The sequence below is a fragment of the Cupriavidus sp. SHE genome (assembly GCF_000812445.1).
Taxonomy (GTDB): Bacteria; Pseudomonadota; Gammaproteobacteria; order Burkholderiales; family Burkholderiaceae; genus Cupriavidus; species Cupriavidus metallidurans.
Map to the genome: position 1 here is coordinate 158,110 of NZ_JWMB01000021.1, position 15,256 is coordinate 173,365.

Genomic DNA, 15,256 nt, shown 5'->3' on the forward strand with positions numbered 1-15,256 from the left:
CCACTGCGCATGCGGTGACCTGGAGAACAAGCAAATGTCTGGTCCGGAAACCCTCCCCTCCTTGCTGACCCAACGCCGCCTGAATCCGCTGATTGGCGCGGCGGCTGTGTCGATCGTCGTTGCCAGCCTCGCGGCCGTGGCAGCGATCACGGGTGTGCTGCCGATCAGCAAGGCCAACCAAGGTGGCACCGAGCCCACCGCGGCACAGTACAACGCGCAACCCGCCACACAAGCGGAGACGCAAGCAGAGACACAAACGTCTGCGCCCGGCTCGACCACACGCCCGCCGGCCTATGACAGGCAGTACGCCCAAAACGCAATGCCACAGGCGCCTGCCCAGCAGCAGCAACAGCAACAACAGCAACAACAGCAACAACAACCTTCGCAAACCGAGCCGAATACCGCCGCACGGGCCAGCCATACGGCTGGCCATGTATCCGGCGTGCAAGCGGTGGAATCTGAAAAGCCGACCTCTGGTCTTGGCGCGGTGGGTGGTGCGGTAGTGGGCGGCCTGCTCGGCAACCAGATCGGCAGCGGCAATGGCCGCATACTGGGGACTGTCGCGGGCGCGGCAGCCGGCGGCTTCGGCGGTAACTATGCCGAGAAGAAGCTGAACACGAACAAGTCCTACCGCGTCAGCGTGCAGATGGACGACGGCTCGCGCCGCACGTTCACTTACCAGAACCCTCCGGGTGTGGAAGTTGGACAGCGCGTGCACCTCGAGCGTGGTGTGCTGGTGACGGGCTGACAGCAGCGCGTTCAAGCCAATCAGCAAGACTCTGATCTGGCGCAACCTTGAACCAGGGGCTGGCTTTTTGCCGGCCCTCATTGTTAAGATGGCCCGATTTCTTTGCTGGCCACTTGTAATGTTGTTGTCTGAAGTTCTGTCTTTTCTGTCGCACCGTCTACGTATATCAGTCCTGTTGTTGAGCGCCACCGCGTGGATGACACCCGTCCACGGACAGGAGTTGCTTGTACTAGGAGGCTTGCAACGCTCCGACCAGGGTGGTGAATCCAGCTACGGCTACACCTACAGCTACCAGCACAATCTGTCCGAGAACTGGTACGCATCGTTCTCCTACCTGAACGAAGGCCATATCCCCGACCACCATCGCGATGGTCACAGCGTTCAGCTCTGGTGGCGCTATCCATTTGCTGACCGGAATTTCAACGTCGCCGTCGGTATTGGCCCCTATCGCTATTTCGACACCACCAGCCGAAGCTCAGGCAATGGCTCCGACAACGACCACGGCTGGGGCGCATTGGCCAGCTTGTCAGCCACCTGGTATGTCAACGGCGGCCCGTGGATGGTGCAGGCGCGATACAACCGCGCGCAGACGCGGTCGAGCATCAAGACCAATACGCTGCTGCTCGGCGTGGGCTACCAACTCGATCGTGGCGATCGCGGCGGACCCGTGGTGCCGCCCCCGTCTCGCACGAATAACGTCACGCAGAATGAATTCACCGTGTTCCTGGGCGGGACCATCGTGAACACGTTCAATTCGGAAACGTCGTTCGCCAAAGCGATCGAATACCGGCGCGGCCTGAGCCGCTACCTGTCAGGCACGGTGAGCTATATCAATGAAGGCCAGAACGCCGCATTGCGCCGCAATGGCGTGGCCGCGCAGTTGTGGGTGGAGCGCGCATTCTTCAACGACAAGCTGACGCTGGGCGTTGGCGCCGGGCCCTACTACGCGATCGACCTGAGCGATCACGGCCAGGCCGCACCCGAGACACCATCGCGATGGTCGGGGCTGATGACGATGTCGGCCAGTTACCGAATCAACCAGCAATGGTCAGCACGCCTGTCGTGGAACCGGACGGTGACCGGCTATGACCGGGACACGGACATCATCATGGGCGGTATCGGCTACCGCTTCTGACGCGGCAAACAAAAAAGCACGGCATGATCGCCGTGCTTTTTTCTCAAAGGTCACGCAGGCTTACTGCGCTTCCTCGATCCACGCTGCCTGAATCGCCTCCAGGATCTTCTCGCCCGAACGCTCGGGCAGATCGCTAAAGTCGTCGAGTTCGAGCACCCACTGACGCAGTTGCGTGAAACGCACCGTCAGCGGATCGACCTCCGGAAATTTGTCATAGAGCGCGGCGGCGATATCGTAGGTATCAGTCCATTTCATGAGGAAACTCCGGGCGTCAGGCTCAGTGGCCTTCCTTGGCATGGTTGATCGTGTACTTCGGAATCTCGACGGTCAGGTCGTCGTCCGCCACCAGCGCCTGGCACGACAGGCGTGAATTCGGCTCGAGACCCCATGCCTTGTCGAGCAGGTCTTCTTCCTTTTCCTCGGCATCTTCGAGCGAATTGAAACCCTCGCGCACGATCACGTGGCAGGTAGTGCAGGCGCACGACTTCTCGCACGCGTGCTCGATCTCAATGCCATTGGCAAGCAACGCGTCGCAGACGCTCGTGCCGGTGTTGGCTTCGAAGACAGCCCCTTCGGGACACAACTCGACGTGGGGCAATACGATGATCTGTGGCATTTCTATCCTGTAGTCTTTCCGCAGCGTGGGCAGCGCCGCCTTCAGCCGATTTCCTGAACCTTCTTGCCGGCCAGCGCGCTCTTGATCGAGCGGTCCATGCGGCGTGCGGCAAACTCGTCGGTGCCTTGCGAGAGGCGTTCGACCGCCGCCTTGATCGCGCGATGGTCCTCGCCCTTGGCGATTTCGCTCACATTGGCAATCAGCGCGTCGACTGCGGCACGCTCGTCGGCGGACAGCAAGTTGCCGTCGGTTTCGAGCGCACGCGTGGTGGCTTCCACCAGACGGGCAGCGTCCACGCGTTCCTCGGCGAGCGCGCGGTTCTTCATGTCGTGCTCGGCTTCCTGGAAGCTCTCCTGCAACATGCGGGCGATATCGTCATCGGCCAGGCCATACGAAGGCTTGACCGACACCGATGCTTCCACCCCGGAACCGGTCTCGCGGGCCGACACTGACAGCAGGCCGTCGGCATCCACCTGATAGGTCACGCGGATACGTGCCGCGCCGGCCACCATCGGCGGAATGCCACGCAGTTCGAAGCGCGCCAGCGAACGGCAGTCGCTGGCCAGCTCGCGCTCGCCTTGCAGCACGTGAATCGCCATTGCTGTCTGGCCGTCCTTGAACGTGGTGAACTCCTGCGCGCGCGCCACGGGAATCGTGCTGTTGCGCGGGACGATCTTCTCGACCAGCCCACCCATCGTTTCCACGCCCAGCGAGAGCGGGATCACGTCGAGCAGCAGCCAATCCTCGCCCGGCGCATGGTTGCCGGCCAGCAGGTTGGCCTGCATGGCCGCGCCCAGCGCCACAACTCGGTCCGGATCGAGGTTGGTCAGCGGCTGCTGGCCGAAGTAGTCACCCACCGCCTTGCGGATTGCCGGCATTCTCGTGGCGCCGCCCACCAGGACCACGCCCTTCACGTCCTCGGGACCGACACCGGCGTCACGCAGCGCCTTGCGTACTGGCGTCAGCGTCTTCTGCACCAGGTTGGCGGTGATCTGTATGAAGGTATCGGCATCCAGCGTGAGATGCACGATCTCGCCGCTCGTCAGCACGGCGTCAATCACCGTGCTGTCACTGGACGACAGCGCTTCCTTCGCCGCGCGGGCGCGCACCATCAGCAGACGCGAGTCTTCGGCAGACAACGGTTGCAGACCGACCTGCTCGACGATCCAGCACAGCAGGCGCTGGTCGAAGTCGTCGCCACCGAGCGCCGAATCGCCGCCCGTCGACATCACTTCGAACACACCCTTGGTCAGCTTGAGCACCGAGATATCGAAGGTGCCACCGCCCAGGTCATAGACGGCGTAGATGCCTTCCGCGGCGTTGTCGAGACCGTAGGCAATCGCGGCGGCGGTCGGCTCGTTGAGCAGGCGCAGCACCTCGAGGCCCGCCAGTTGAGCGGCATCCTTGGTGGCCTGACGCTGCGCATCGTCGAAGTACGCCGGCACCGTGATCACGGCACCGACCAATTCATCACCAAGCGAGTCTTCCGCGCGTTGGCGCAGCGTGGCCAGGATCTCGGCCGAGACTTCCACCGGGCTCTTGATGCCGGCGGCGGTCTTCAGCTGGACCATGCCCGGCGCATCGACAAAGTCGTACAGGCTGTGCTCGATATTGGCCACGTCGCGCACGCCACGGCCCATGAAGCGTTTGACCGAAATGATCGTGTTCTTGGGGTCGCGCACGGCCTCGTCCTGGGCCTTGTAGCCGATATGCGCATTGCCGTTCGGCAAATAACGCACCACGGACGGCAGCAGCGCGCGGCCGTGCTCGTCGGGCAGGACTTCGGGAATGCTGTTGCGCACGGCGGCCACCAGCGAGTTGGTGGTGCCAAGGTCGATACCCACGGCCAATCGGCGCTGATGGGGCGCCGGCGACATGCCGGGTTCGGAAATCTGGAGCAGTGCCATGGTATTTCTTTATTCCTCGAGACGATCGATCGCCTCGCTCGCGTCGTGTTCGATCTTCTCGATAAACATTAGCTGTCGTGCCGCCTCGCCAGCGGCGCCGTTATCGTCTGCATCAAGCAGCGCGCCGAGCGCCGCATGGCGTTCGAGCTTTTCCTGACGCAGGTCGCGCAGCAGGCGATCCAGCTGATCCACCGCGCGGCCGTCGACGGCATCCTGCAGTGCCTCGCGCCATTCCATCTGCTGCATCAGGAATTCGGGTGCCATGGCCGTATTGCTCTCGGCCTGGATATCGACGCCCCGCAGATGCAGAAGATAGATCGCGCGCTTGAGCGGCTGGCGCAGCGTCCGGTATGCCTCGTTGGCATGCGCGGCCCACTGCATGGCCACGCGCCGCTCGGCATCGCCCGCATTGGCGAAACGGTCCGGGTGTGCCTGCGACTGGACCGTGCGATAGGCCGCGTCCAGCGCGGCCTCGTCCACTTCATAACGGGCAGGCAGCCCGAACAGCGCAAAAAAATCGTCTTTCAAGAGCTTCCCCAACAAAAAGGAGCGGCTATGCCGCCCCCTGTTGCATGCCTCGCGGCAAAAGCCGTCAGACCCGGAACGACTCGCCGCAGCCGCACTCGTCCTTGACGTTGGGGTTGTTGAACTTGAAGCCTTCGTTCAACCCTTCGCGTGCGAAATCCAGCTCGGTGCCGTCGATGTACGGCAGGCTCTTCGGGTCCACGATCACCTTGATGCCGTGCGTTTCGAACACCTGGTCTTCGGGCAGCACTTCATCGACGTACTCAAGCTTGTACGCCAGACCCGAACAGCCGGTCGTCTTCACGCCCACGCGCAGGCCCACGCCCTTGCCGCGGCGTTCCAGGTATCGGGCGACGTGCTTGGCCGCCTTTTCGGTCATTGAGATCATCTTTGCCTTGCTGTCGAACACCGCGCGCGACCCACTTGCCACGCGCGGTCATGCAAACCGTCTACGCCGGATCAGGCAGCCTTCTGCTCGGCGCCCGGGTGCTTCTTCTTGTAATCATCGACGGCCGCCTTGATGGCGTCCTCGGCGAGGATCGAGCAGTGGATCTTCACCGGCGGCAGGGCCAGTTCCTCGGCGATCTGGGTGTTCTTGATCTCCAGCGCCTGGTCCACGGTCTTGCCCTTGACCCATTCGGTCACCAGCGACGACGAGGCGATCGCCGAACCACAACCATAGGTCTTGAACTTGGCGTCTTCGATCACGCCCGCCTCGTTCACCTTGATCTGCAGCTTCATCACGTCGCCGCAGGCCGGGGCGCCGACCATGCCGGTACCCACCGCGTCGTCGTTCTTGTCGAACGAACCGACGTTACGCGGATTTTCATAGTGGTCGAGAACCTTGTTGCTGTAAGACATTTTGGCTACCTCTAATCAATCTTTTAATGGGGTTGTTCTTTTTACGTGTGCCGCAATCAGTGCGCGGCCCACTGGATCGAATTCAGGTCGACGCCGTCCTTGAACATTTCCCACAGCGGCGACAGGTCGCGCAGCTTGCCGATCTTGTTCTTGAGCAGTTCGACGGTGTAGTCGATTTCGGCTTCAGTCGTGAAGCGGCCCACGGTGAAACGGATCGAGCTGTGCGCCAGTTCGTCATTGCGCCCCAGGGCGCGCAGCACGTACGACGGCTCCAGCGAAGCCGACGTGCAGGCCGAACCCGACGACACGGCCACATCCTTGATCGCCATGATCAGCGACTCACCCTCGACGAAGTTGAAGCTGACGTTGAGGTTGTGCGGCACGCGGTGTTCCATCGAACCGTTCAGATACACCTCTTCCATGCTCGACAGACCATTCCACAGGCGGTCGCGCAGCATCCGGATACGTTCGTTTTCCGTGGCCATTTCCTCGCGGGCCAGACGGAATGCCTCGCCCATGCCGACGATCTGGTGCGGGGCCAGCGTGCCCGAACGCATGCCGCGCTCGTGACCGCCGCCGTGCATTTGCGCTTCGATGCGCACGCGCGGCTTGCGGCGAACATACAGCGCTCCGATGCCCTTCGGGCCATAGGTCTTGTGGGCCGAGAACGACATCAGGTCGCACTTCAGCGTGCTCAGGTCGATGGTCACCTTGCCGGTCGCCTGCGCGGCGTCGCAATGGAAGATGATGCCCTTCTCGCGGCAGATCTCACCGATCTGCTCGACGTCCTGGATCACACCAATCTCGTTGTTCACCAGCATCACCGACACCAGGATCGTGTCCGGGCGAATCGCCTGCTTGAACACATCCATGTCGATCAGGCCGTCATCCTTGACGTCGAGGTACGTCACCTCGAAGCCCTGACGCTCCAGTTCACGCGTGGTATCGAGCACGGCCTTGTGCTCGGTCTTCACGGTGATGATGTGCTTGCCCTTGCCCGAGTAGAAATTCGCCGCGCCCTTGATGGCGAGGTTGTCCGACTCGGTCGCGCCCGACGTCCAGACGATTTCGCGCGGATCGGCGCCGACCAGCGCGGCCACCTGCTCGCGTGCCTCTTCCACGGCGCGCTCGGCGTCCCAGCCATACGCGTGGCTACGCGACGCCGGATTACCGAACTGCTCGCGCAGGTACGGAATCATCTTGTCGGCCACGCGCGGGTCCACCGGCGTCGTTGCCGAGTAATCCATGTAGATCGGGAAATGTGGGGTGGTGCTCATCGTTATGACTGCCTTATAGGTACAGCTAATCGCTTAATGTCTACCGATAGTTTACTGCAGCCGCGAAATCCCTGCTCAGGACTGCGCGAGGCTGAAAACCGAATTGACCACGCGGGGGCGTGCCGGCTTTTCCTGCTTGTCCGCCTTGCCACGGGTCACGGCGACCGGCTGCTGCGCGGCGTCTTCGCGCATGTCGTGCAGCACCGCCGGCTGGCGGGCGCGCTGCTGGTCGACCAGATTCTTCAGGGAGACGGAGTCGAGATACTCAACCATCTTCTGGTTCAGCGTGGCCCACAGTTCGTGGGTCATGCAGCGTCCGCTGCCGTCATCTCCGTTACAATTGCCCTTCCCCCCGCACTGCGTCGCATCGAGCGGTTCGTCCACAGCGATGATGATGTCCGCCACCGTGACGTCCTCGGCCTTGCGGGCGAGACTGTACCCGCCGCCCGGGCCACGCACGCTCTCCACGATTTCGTGGCGGCGCAGCTTGCCGAACAGCTGTTCCAGGTACGACAGGGAGATCTTCTGACGTTGACTGATGCCTGCCAGGGTGACAGGACCCTGATCCTGGCGCATGGCCAAGTCGATCATGGCGGTTACCGCGAAACGGCCTTTGGTGGTCAGTCTCATGATGCTCGGGGAGGAATACTTGAGGATTTCGGTCGAGTATAAGATTTTCCGACTAAATCAGTCAAGTACCCCTTGCTGCAATGCAGTGTTCCACTCGCTATAACGACGGGCTTCCCTCGGGTGCCGAATCCGGCGCTTTGCGCGGCGGAATCAGCAATGAAAGCGGATGCCGGAGAATGCGCTGACGCACCGCCCGCACCACTTCCCGCCGGTCGACCCGGCGCAGGTTGCGCGAGCGCAGCGCCATGTTGAAAGCCAGCGCGAAGCTCACCGCCACGTTCAACACCCCCATCAGCGCGATCCCCGCCACCGCTAGCCACAGGGCCGGCATGCGCAGCGCATCGAGCCCAAGCACGCCAATGGCCGCACCGATCGAACCAGTTGAAAGCGTCACATGGCGCACTTCCATGTGCGGACCGAAGAAGCTCAGGATCTCCGGCCCCAGCCCAAGCAGGAAGCCCAGCGACACGTTGGCCGTGATGCCCGAGAGATTGCGTTTCCAGAAATCGGCCAGGCGCATCGCACCGCGTTGACCGAGCACATAGCGCAAGCGCCGGTTGTAGGCCATGACATCGTGCACACGATGCAGCGCGAACCAGTTGTCGGCCCATCCCGCGATCAGGCTCGAAAGCCAGAGCAGCACGCCCGTGAAGATCGCATAGAGCGGCGTGGGGCCCAGGATCGAGAACGATTCGATCGTCGCGATCGCCTTCGCGGGCGTCAGCAGGTGGGCGCCGAACGCCTTGCCCACGCCCCACTCGATCGCCAGCGCCACCGGGAACACCACGGACAGGTTGCCGAAGATCGCGGCCGCATTTGACCGGATCATGGCGATCGTGTCGTCGACGAAAATCTCGCGCCCTTCCGGCCGCCCCGCGCCGTCGAGCCGGTGCGCCAGCGCCGGCCCGGTCATGGCCGGCTGCTTGGTGGCCAGCGTGAAATGCGCGAAATGGATCGCGAGGAAGCTGCCCGCGTAGTTCAGCGAGGCCAGGAAGCCTTCGATGAACTTGTCGAGGTGAAGCCCGTAGATCAGGAACTTCAGGTAGACGGTAAGGACGGTAACCAGACCACCGCCCATCGCGGCGCGCATCAGTTCGCCATACTCCTTGCGATCGCGCGTGATGTAGTGTTCGCCGCTCTCGGCCGAACGCTCGACGACCTTGCGCGCGAGTTGCGCGAACGACGAACTCATCAGATGCCCGACGCTGCGCCGCGCCTGCGTCGACCGGATCAACTCGGCAATCAGGTGCGCGTGCCGTCCATGGTGCGAGGGATCGACCCATGCGGTGAGGAGCAGATCGATACGTGCCAGGCGAGCCTTCATCCGCTCGATCTGGAACACCACCTCTACGGAAACACCGTTTTCCTCGAGATCCTCGTAGACCTGGCGCGCGGCTGCGTGGCAACCGTCGAGCAGGCCGCGGAAGTAATTGAGCCGATGGACGAATGCACCATCATCGTGCGCCAGTCCGTCCTCGCACAATGCCGCGACGGCGCGGTCCAGGCGGAAGAACGGTGTCTCGTCCACGCGCCCACGCAGGCGGCTGCGGATCGCCTGACTCAGCCCCGTCGCCCTCACCTGGCTCACCAGAACCTGGATGCTGGCCGTCAGCGTCGCCTCGCGCGCCTTGCGCAGGCGCTTGACGCCATCGCCTTCTTCCGCGCCACCATCCGCACCATCCTCGGCGCCCACCAGCAGCGCCTGGGCAAACCGCTCGACCAGTTCGTCGTCGAGTGCCTCTACCCAGTCAGCGTCGTTCTCATCGACAAATAGCAGCGCGAACAGGCCTGCCATATCGCTGCGATTCGGGGGCGGCGGCAGGAAGCGCGCCTGGAGCCGGTCCGCCATCTCGCTCCAGATCCCCGGGTGAGAGGCCACGCCGGTATCGCAGAACAGCGAGGTCGGATCGTTGTCGCGCACGATCGAGCGGACCGTGCGGGCGAAGCTGTCGGCCCAGTCGGGATGCCGGGCCAGCACCTGCAGCAGGTAACGCAGACGAACATGGACCGGGAAACTGCGGCTGCCGGCCCCGCCCGCCTCCGCGCCGGCATCGAGATTGCCGTCCCGGCGCAGCCAGTAGGCGAGTTCGATCAGCCATTGATTTCGGTCGGCGAGCAGCGCATCGGGATCGGCCGCGGCCAGGATGGCATCCAGTTGCAGGCTGGCATTGCGTGACTCGCGCCACTTTCGAAACAGGGAACGCAGCATCAGGTCAGCCGCTTCCGCAACATCTCGATCACGCCGTCACAGGCATCCTCGATATAGTCCAGCACGCGCTCGAAACCATCGCCCTCGCCGTAGTACGGGTCGGGCACTTCCTCGGCGTTGTGCTGCGTGGCAAAGCTCATCAGCAGGCGCAGCCTGTCGGCGCCGGCATCGGCATGGAGCGCGCGCAGCGCCGAAAGGTTGGCCTGGTCCATTGCCAGCACCAGGTCGAAGCGGCTGAAGTCCGCCACAACCACCTGCCGGGCACGCAGTGCGGACAAGTCGTAGCCGCGTCGCAGCGCATGGCGCTGGCTGCGCGCGTCGGGCGCCCTGCCCACGTGATAGTCATGCGTGCCGGCCGAATCGAGTTCGACCAGATCGGCAAGGCCGGCGGCCTCGAGCTTGGCGCGCAGGACACCCTCCGCCGTCGGGGAACGGCAGATATTGCCCATACAAACCAGAAGAATCCTTAGCATCTGTCAAGCCGCATAAAATAAGGGGATAGAGTCCAGTTGGTATCAGGTAAAATCCAGTTATCCAGACTAGATTGATACCAGAATCGATACCAAATGCGACTCACCGAAACCGTTTTACGCAGCTTGGCGGCACCCGCTCAGGACTCTATCGTGGGCGATGATGCCACAACCGGCCTGTATTTCCGGCACAGCGCAGCCACCGGCAAAATCACATGGGTCTACCGCACCCGCAAGGGTGGCGCGTGGCGCGTTGAGAAAATCGGCCAATGGCCCGGGGTGAGCCTCGCGGCGGCCCGCGCCCGTGCCACTGCACTGCATGACAGCGTCATCCCCGAGGCGATGACATTCGGCGCTCTGCTGAGTGAATGGTTTGAGCGGCGCATTGAACCCCGATACCGGCAAACCCGCAACGTGGGCATCTACGTAGCCAAGGGCAAGGCCGTACTTGGCAGCACGAAACTCACAAGCCTCACGACGGCGGGATTGGTTGCCAAGCTCAAGGACTACGCCAAGGTCTCACCTGTTTCGGCAAACCGCTGCCTATCGAACTGGAAACTCGCCCTCGCCTATGCCGTGGAATGCGGCTATCTGCAAGCCAATCCGCTTGACCGCACCACCGCGCGCGTCATTGGCGGCGAGGAAAAATCCCGTGCTCGCACACTGACTGATGACGAAATCCGCGCCATGTGGAAATGGCCCGACCCCAATGCCCAACTTCTGAGGTTCATCCTCGCCACGGGCTTGCGCATCAGTGAAGCACAGCAAGGGTATGTAGATGGCGACAAGTTCCGAATTGACCACACAAAAAATGGCTCGGCGCATTGGGTGCCGATGACACCCTCCGCTGTTGCCAACCGAGGCGAAACGGAAACCAGCGCCACGGCAGTACAGGCATGGCTCAAGCGCAAAGTTGGGCGTGAGCAGTGCGCCCCGTTCGTCGCCCATGATCTGCGCCGCACGTTTGCCACGCGGCTGGCTGGACTCGGGGTGCCTCCGCACGTCATCGAAAAATGCCTGAACCACCGAATGCAGGGCGTTATGGCTGTCTACAACCAGCACGACTACGCCGAAGAACGCATTGCCGCAGCACGGCTCTGGTCTGACGCACTCACGCGGCTGGTACAGGAATGATCAGCGATATTTCAGACTGGCCCCGCGCTCTGGAAATGCTGCGCAGCGAGGCTGACCCCAGCGCCCGCGAGAACATTGTGGAGATGTTTGCCGAAGAGATGAATGAGATGGCCGGCATTGGTCATGCTGCATCAGATTTCATCCTCGCGGCAGCCCGCTACGCAGCATGGGGCGGAGACTTTCACGAAGTACAACATGCATTCATTGAGTTACTCGTAACCCACATTCCGGAGTTCGCAGCGAGGCAGGCCCACAGCGCCCGTAGCCAACGGACGCGAGGACGCCCACGCCCCAGAGCACAGAAAAATATCGCACGGGACGATCTTCTCGCCTATTTGCGTGAGACCCATGATTGGGATGGAGTCGGGCGGCGTCCTCGCGGCAGCATCAAGGCTGCCGCAGCGCATTTTGGCGTGAGCACTTCGACCATAAGTGACCTACTAACACAAAATTAACCAGCTAACCTGGTTAGCCGGGTTGTTCTCCCCGCCAGTCCCACTTTCCTCCTAGCCTGTCTGCAACGCGTCACCTACAAGCGACGGAGGAAAACCGAAATGCCTCGCACCCCCCCGCCCGATCCGGGCCAAGCCGCAAAGGAAGCCATCGAATCCGAGCGCCCCGCTCGCGCATCGCAGGCGTTGCTCGTGTCCATCGCACCCGCATTGCCGGTCGAGGTGTTTTGCAGTGTGATGCTCGGCATTCCGCTTTCCACCTTTGAAGAAATCATCGCCAATGGCGATGGCCCGCGCATGTTCCTCATCGGGCGGCGGCGCTACATCACCAAACAAGATGGCTTGGACTGGATCGAGGAACTGCGCGAGTCCCGCCCCTACGTCCGCAGTATCCGGCAGCGCAAGGCCGCCGCCAGCACCCCCAACGCCACCGAGTGAGGGCGGCCATGTCCCGTCCTCTTGACCGGCTGTTGCCGCTGCTCGACCACGTGACGTGGTCGTCGAAGGAATCCGGCCGCGCCGCGTGTCCCGCTCACGGCAGGGGCAGGAAATCCACGCTTGCATGGCGCGAACTGCCTGACGGGCGCGTCCTGATGAAATGCTTCGCTGACTGCGACGTCGTTGACGTGCTGGCCGCCGTGGGTTTGACGGTCGCCGACATGTTCCCAGATCGCACGCACGCAACGCCCGGCGAGCGGTTCGCGCTCAATGCGCGTGACGTCCTGCGCGGCATCGAGTTCGACTTGGTCGTCATCGTTCAATGTGCGCGCTGCATCCGTCGCGGAGATGTTCTAGACGCGGTCGCGTGGAGTCGTTTCGACCTGGCCGTCGAGCGCGTCTTCGCTGCTGTGGACTCGCAAAAGGGGGCCGCGCGATGAATGGCAAGAAGGGCCACAGCGAACAGTTCGTCAAGCTGCCGCATAGGGTGATCGACAGTCCCCAGTTCTTGCTATTGAGCGGGTCGGCGCTCCGGCTCCTGCTCGACCTTCTGCGTCAGTACAAGGGCAACAACAATGGATTTCTGATCGCCACGGAAGCGCGTCTGATGAAGCGAGGCTGGACCAGCAAGGCGACCATCGCCAGCGCAATTGATGAAGTGCTTCATAGTGGCTTGGTCAAGCGACTCGCCGAAGGCGGCCTGAATCGTCCCGCCCGGTACGCCCTCGCATGGATCGAACTCGCCAAAGCGCCGCCGCCAATCGTGTTGCAAAAGGCGCGTCGGCCGCGTTCGACCAAACGCGCCACTCCCCCGAAAAATGGGGTAGTCGCCCTTACCCCAGAAAATGGGGTAGTGCCCGTTTTTGCTACCCCGGAAAACGGGGTAGTGCTACCCCAGAAAGTGGGGCAGCCGTGTGATACGGGGCTCCGCACTACCCCGAAAACTGGGGTAGTCGACGGTTTTTGTGACACACGACTACCCCAAAAACTGGGGCGATCTATATCTACCAAGGGGGGTGCTGTTGAAGTTGGTGAAGTTGGGGGGCTAAGAACCCCCCCATCTGGCGCGCTCATTTCCCCCCTGTCCTTGTACGTCAAACAGGCCGACTCGGGTGTTCTGTCTGTGGCGATCCGGCTCGGGTTCCAGACGACCGAAACGAGGGTTTGCGAAAGTGCCGACCCGGCGATGCTCGAAGCTGCCGCAGCACATGCCATTAACACCGCTCGGACGCATGGCGTGCCCTACCGTCTCGTCGGAACTACCGAGGCTCTTGCGGCGTTCGACCCGTACCTGCGCGCGGCAAAGGGGGCAGCATGACCGCCCCCCACCTGGCTGCCGAATTGCGCGCCCTGCGGCTGCGGCAGGGCCAAGCATGGGTCGAACGCGCTGCCGACCTTGAAGGCTGGCCCAAGGACCGACGCATGAACGCGTTCGCGGAACTCGCCTGCGCCAGTGGTCCAGCCTTGGACGCGCTTGTCGAACATCATCGGGCATACCTGTCGCACCTGCTCGACGCGCACAGCCTGAGACCCGCATATGGCGGCGCTTCCGATCCGCGCAGGCACGGCACATTGCCAGACACTCCACCACCAGCAAGAAAGCGCGGAATTGCTCGTGCGCTCAAGCCGAAGGTGAACGACCCGGCGACACGCCAGCGCGATCTTTTCGGGGACGCGCCATGAATCGCGACGCCGAACCGTTCGTTCGCTGTTGCGAGTGCTGCCGCGCGTTCCGCCGCCGCGATGATGGCTTGCCAATTTGCCTGACGCCCGCGCGCAGCTATGCCGACGTGGGGGCACAGCGAATCGCTTTGGCTGGCGCGAACGCGCGGAACCGCTGCGCGATGTATGCGCCGATAGACAACCTGGAGACTGACGAATGACCAAGGACGAAAAAATCAAACAGGCACGCGGGAAAGAACTCGCGACCGTGTCGCCGCTCTATCACGGCATCTATCTGCGCGCCTACGCGGGACAGAGCCGCGCCGCCGCTGTGCAGGCGTTCTGTCTGCGCTGCACTGGTGACAAGCGCGACGAAGTGCGCCGCTGTTCGTCATATGCGTGCCCGCTCTGGCCGTATCGGCCCTACCATGTTGAAAAGAACGACAACCCGGGGAATGAAGAATGACCAAACCCTTTCCCGATCTTTCGCAAGGCGCGGCCGTGTTCGTTTGGCCCTATGGTTGTGGTGGCTACGTCGTCTATCTCGACAGTGCCGGCGTTGCCGGACTCGATGTGAACAATGCGTTCGTGCTGGGCCACACACTGAGTGAGCACGAAGTCGTCGACTTGCTGCGCGGCCTGCTGGTCGTCTTCGCCCAACACGGCATCACGTCGTACACGCTCGCTGTCGAGCTACACGATGTCGATGCAGCGGCGCGAATCAAGCGGGCGTTAGAAGCGCCAAAGGCCCGGCCATGATCCATTTCGACGAACGCGGTCGGCGCATTGTGCCCGACGACCTATCGACGCTCGACGAAGACGAGTTCTCGCAATTGATCGGGGAAGTCTGCGGCGACCTGCAATATGACCTGGGCGACGTGCTGGTCGGCATTGCCGAGTTCTCGAAAGTCTTGGGTAGTCTGGTGCCGGCACTGCTGCGGCCCGACCTGTTCGACGACGAAGCGACGCGCGGCATAGCGATGCAATCGACCGCGTTGGAATGGTCGGATCAAGTCGATGGCCCGGCCAAATCGTTACTCGAGGCAATGACACTACTCGACCGACTCATCGACGAGCGCAATCGCCGGCTCGGTCTCGAGCATCACGAACCCGCATCACCTGAGTCATTGATTGCCGAATTGTTCGGCATTCGCAAACCCGACACGCTCGACGCGGACGACGTCTGAGAAAT

General features: G+C 62.5%; 22 protein-coding genes. 12 read left to right on the forward strand and 10 right to left on the reverse strand.

The genetic code is table 11. The features are described 5' to 3' along the window. Window positions 1-34: 34 nt before the first annotated feature. Window positions 35-748, forward strand: coding sequence for a glycine zipper 2TM domain-containing protein (locus RN01_RS11700; protein WP_024569153.1), 714 nt, complete (start codon window positions 35-37; stop codon window positions 746-748). 238 nt (window positions 749-986) lie between these two features. Further along, window positions 987-1,883, forward strand: coding sequence for a hypothetical protein (locus tag RN01_RS11705; RefSeq protein ID WP_017512714.1), 897 nt, complete (start codon window positions 987-989; stop codon window positions 1,881-1,883). A gap of 60 nt (window positions 1,884-1,943) precedes the next feature. Here RN01_RS11705 and iscX read toward each other — a convergent pair whose 3' ends face one another. The 10 genes from iscX to RN01_RS11755 all read right to left on the reverse strand — a co-directional run bounded on the left by iscX (window position 1,944) and on the right by RN01_RS11755 (window position 10,381). Beyond that, window positions 1,944-2,138, reverse strand: a complete 195-nt coding sequence (gene iscX / locus RN01_RS11710; protein ID WP_008649279.1) for a Fe-S cluster assembly protein IscX — start codon at window positions 2,136-2,138, stop codon at window positions 1,944-1,946. 22 nt (window positions 2,139-2,160) lie between these two features. Next, entirely contained in the window at window positions 2,161-2,499 is a 339-nt protein-coding gene (gene fdx, locus RN01_RS11715; protein ID WP_011515823.1) for an ISC system 2Fe-2S type ferredoxin, read from the reverse strand. A gap of 41 nt (window positions 2,500-2,540) precedes the next feature. Then, a complete protein-coding gene (gene hscA / locus RN01_RS11720; RefSeq protein ID WP_017512713.1) occupies window positions 2,541-4,406 on the reverse strand; it encodes a Fe-S protein assembly chaperone HscA in 1,866 nt (621 codons plus the stop codon). Between the two features lie 9 nt (window positions 4,407-4,415). After that, entirely contained in the window at window positions 4,416-4,934 is a 519-nt protein-coding gene (gene hscB / locus RN01_RS11725; protein WP_011515821.1) for a Fe-S protein assembly co-chaperone HscB, read from the reverse strand. Between the two features lie 64 nt (window positions 4,935-4,998). Next, entirely contained in the window at window positions 4,999-5,319 is a 321-nt protein-coding gene (gene iscA, locus RN01_RS11730) for an iron-sulfur cluster assembly protein IscA (RefSeq protein ID WP_008649296.1), read from the reverse strand. Window positions 5,320-5,390: 71 nt separating this feature from the next. After that, window positions 5,391-5,792 (reverse strand): Fe-S cluster assembly scaffold IscU, encoded by a 402-nt coding sequence (iscU, locus tag RN01_RS11735; RefSeq protein WP_008649297.1) that lies wholly within the window; start codon window positions 5,790-5,792, stop codon window positions 5,391-5,393. Between the two features lie 56 nt (window positions 5,793-5,848). Further along, entirely contained in the window at window positions 5,849-7,069 is a 1,221-nt protein-coding gene (locus RN01_RS11740) for an IscS subfamily cysteine desulfurase (protein WP_008649298.1), read from the reverse strand. A gap of 75 nt (window positions 7,070-7,144) precedes the next feature. Further along, window positions 7,145-7,699 carry a Fe-S cluster assembly transcriptional regulator IscR gene (iscR, locus tag RN01_RS11745; protein WP_024569151.1) on the reverse strand — a complete coding sequence of 185 codons (555 nt, stop codon included), beginning with the start codon at window positions 7,697-7,699 and terminating at the stop codon, window positions 7,145-7,147. A 97-nt stretch (window positions 7,700-7,796) separates the two neighbouring features. After that, window positions 7,797-9,908 carry a site-specific recombinase gene (locus RN01_RS11750; protein WP_024569150.1) on the reverse strand — a complete coding sequence of 704 codons (2,112 nt, stop codon included), beginning with the start codon at window positions 9,906-9,908 and terminating at the stop codon, window positions 7,797-7,799. After that, complete coding sequence (locus RN01_RS11755; protein ID WP_029699591.1) at window positions 9,908-10,381, reverse strand: low molecular weight protein-tyrosine-phosphatase; 474 nt, start codon at window positions 10,379-10,381, stop codon at window positions 9,908-9,910. Before RN01_RS11755 ends, RN01_RS11750 begins: the two co-directional genes overlap by 1 nt. Before the next feature lie 93 nt (window positions 10,382-10,474). Here RN01_RS11755 and RN01_RS11760 point away from each other — a divergent pair, with 93 nt between their 5' ends. The 10 genes from RN01_RS11760 to RN01_RS11805 all read left to right on the forward strand — a co-directional run bounded on the left by RN01_RS11760 (window position 10,475) and on the right by RN01_RS11805 (window position 15,251). Then, window positions 10,475-11,512, forward strand: coding sequence for an integrase family protein (locus RN01_RS11760; RefSeq protein ID WP_080672712.1), 1,038 nt, complete (start codon window positions 10,475-10,477; stop codon window positions 11,510-11,512). Then, on the forward strand, window positions 11,509-11,967 hold the full coding sequence (locus RN01_RS11765) for a hypothetical protein (RefSeq protein ID WP_017514947.1): 459 nt from the start codon (window positions 11,509-11,511) through the stop codon (window positions 11,965-11,967). The genes RN01_RS11760 and RN01_RS11765 overlap by 4 nt, the downstream gene beginning before the upstream one ends. 99 nt (window positions 11,968-12,066) lie before the next feature. After that, window positions 12,067-12,402, forward strand: a complete 336-nt coding sequence (locus tag RN01_RS11770) for a hypothetical protein (RefSeq protein WP_017514946.1) — start codon at window positions 12,067-12,069, stop codon at window positions 12,400-12,402. 8 nt (window positions 12,403-12,410) lie between these two features. Beyond that, window positions 12,411-12,842, forward strand: a complete 432-nt coding sequence (locus RN01_RS11775; protein ID WP_017514945.1) for a hypothetical protein — start codon at window positions 12,411-12,413, stop codon at window positions 12,840-12,842. Next, a complete protein-coding gene (locus RN01_RS32495; RefSeq protein WP_024569148.1) occupies window positions 12,839-13,720 on the forward strand; it encodes a hypothetical protein in 882 nt (293 codons plus the stop codon). Before RN01_RS11775 ends, RN01_RS32495 begins: the two co-directional genes overlap by 4 nt. After that, window positions 13,717-14,085, forward strand: coding sequence for a hypothetical protein (locus tag RN01_RS11785; RefSeq protein WP_024569147.1), 369 nt, complete (start codon window positions 13,717-13,719; stop codon window positions 14,083-14,085). The genes RN01_RS32495 and RN01_RS11785 overlap by 4 nt, the downstream gene beginning before the upstream one ends. Beyond that, window positions 14,082-14,285, forward strand: coding sequence for a hypothetical protein (locus tag RN01_RS11790; protein ID WP_017515960.1), 204 nt, complete (start codon window positions 14,082-14,084; stop codon window positions 14,283-14,285). The genes RN01_RS11785 and RN01_RS11790 overlap by 4 nt, the downstream gene beginning before the upstream one ends. After that, entirely contained in the window at window positions 14,282-14,530 is a 249-nt protein-coding gene (locus RN01_RS11795; protein ID WP_017515959.1) for a hypothetical protein, read from the forward strand. Before RN01_RS11790 ends, RN01_RS11795 begins: the two co-directional genes overlap by 4 nt. Next, window positions 14,527-14,823, forward strand: a complete 297-nt coding sequence (locus RN01_RS11800; RefSeq protein WP_017515958.1) for a hypothetical protein — start codon at window positions 14,527-14,529, stop codon at window positions 14,821-14,823. Before RN01_RS11795 ends, RN01_RS11800 begins: the two co-directional genes overlap by 4 nt. Next, window positions 14,820-15,251 carry a hypothetical protein gene (locus RN01_RS11805; protein WP_024569145.1) on the forward strand — a complete coding sequence of 144 codons (432 nt, stop codon included), beginning with the start codon at window positions 14,820-14,822 and terminating at the stop codon, window positions 15,249-15,251. The genes RN01_RS11800 and RN01_RS11805 overlap by 4 nt, the downstream gene beginning before the upstream one ends. The last annotated feature ends 5 nt before the right edge of the window (window positions 15,252-15,256 follow it).

Excerpts from the sequence above, each read along its gene's own strand:
- RN01_RS11790 (WP_017515960.1), top strand. The coding sequence starts at position 14,082 with ATGAATCGCGACGCCGAACCGTTCGTTCGCTGTTGCGAGTGCTGCCGC.
- RN01_RS11770 (WP_017514946.1), top strand. The coding sequence starts at position 12,067 with ATGCCTCGCACCCCCCCGCCCGATCCGGGCCAAGCCGCAAAGGAAGCC.
- RN01_RS11740 (WP_008649298.1), bottom strand. The coding sequence starts at position 7,069 with ATGAGCACCACCCCACATTTCCCGATCTACATGGATTACTCGGCAACG.
- iscA (WP_008649296.1), bottom strand. The coding sequence starts at position 5,319 with ATGATCTCAATGACCGAAAAGGCGGCCAAGCACGTCGCCCGATACCTG.
- RN01_RS32495 (WP_024569148.1), top strand. The coding sequence starts at position 12,839 with ATGAATGGCAAGAAGGGCCACAGCGAACAGTTCGTCAAGCTGCCGCAT.
- RN01_RS11785 (WP_024569147.1), top strand. The coding sequence starts at position 13,717 with ATGACCGCCCCCCACCTGGCTGCCGAATTGCGCGCCCTGCGGCTGCGG.
- RN01_RS11775 (WP_017514945.1), top strand. The coding sequence starts at position 12,411 with ATGTCCCGTCCTCTTGACCGGCTGTTGCCGCTGCTCGACCACGTGACG.
- iscR (WP_024569151.1), bottom strand. The coding sequence starts at position 7,699 with ATGAGACTGACCACCAAAGGCCGTTTCGCGGTAACCGCCATGATCGAC.
- RN01_RS11755 (WP_029699591.1), bottom strand. The coding sequence starts at position 10,381 with ATGCTAAGGATTCTTCTGGTTTGTATGGGCAATATCTGCCGTTCCCCG.
- RN01_RS11700 (WP_024569153.1), top strand. The coding sequence starts at position 35 with ATGTCTGGTCCGGAAACCCTCCCCTCCTTGCTGACCCAACGCCGCCTG.
- RN01_RS11800 (WP_017515958.1), top strand. The coding sequence starts at position 14,527 with ATGACCAAACCCTTTCCCGATCTTTCGCAAGGCGCGGCCGTGTTCGTT.
- iscX (WP_008649279.1), bottom strand. The coding sequence starts at position 2,138 with ATGAAATGGACTGATACCTACGATATCGCCGCCGCGCTCTATGACAAA.
- hscA (WP_017512713.1), bottom strand. The coding sequence starts at position 4,406 with ATGGCACTGCTCCAGATTTCCGAACCCGGCATGTCGCCGGCGCCCCAT.
- RN01_RS11760 (WP_080672712.1), top strand. The coding sequence starts at position 10,475 with ATGCGACTCACCGAAACCGTTTTACGCAGCTTGGCGGCACCCGCTCAG.
- RN01_RS11795 (WP_017515959.1), top strand. The coding sequence starts at position 14,282 with ATGACCAAGGACGAAAAAATCAAACAGGCACGCGGGAAAGAACTCGCG.
- RN01_RS11805 (WP_024569145.1), top strand. The coding sequence starts at position 14,820 with ATGATCCATTTCGACGAACGCGGTCGGCGCATTGTGCCCGACGACCTA.
- RN01_RS11750 (WP_024569150.1), bottom strand. The coding sequence starts at position 9,908 with ATGCTGCGTTCCCTGTTTCGAAAGTGGCGCGAGTCACGCAATGCCAGC.
- RN01_RS11765 (WP_017514947.1), top strand. The coding sequence starts at position 11,509 with ATGATCAGCGATATTTCAGACTGGCCCCGCGCTCTGGAAATGCTGCGC.
- iscU (WP_008649297.1), bottom strand. The coding sequence starts at position 5,792 with ATGTCTTACAGCAACAAGGTTCTCGACCACTATGAAAATCCGCGTAAC.
- fdx (WP_011515823.1), bottom strand. The coding sequence starts at position 2,499 with ATGCCACAGATCATCGTATTGCCCCACGTCGAGTTGTGTCCCGAAGGG.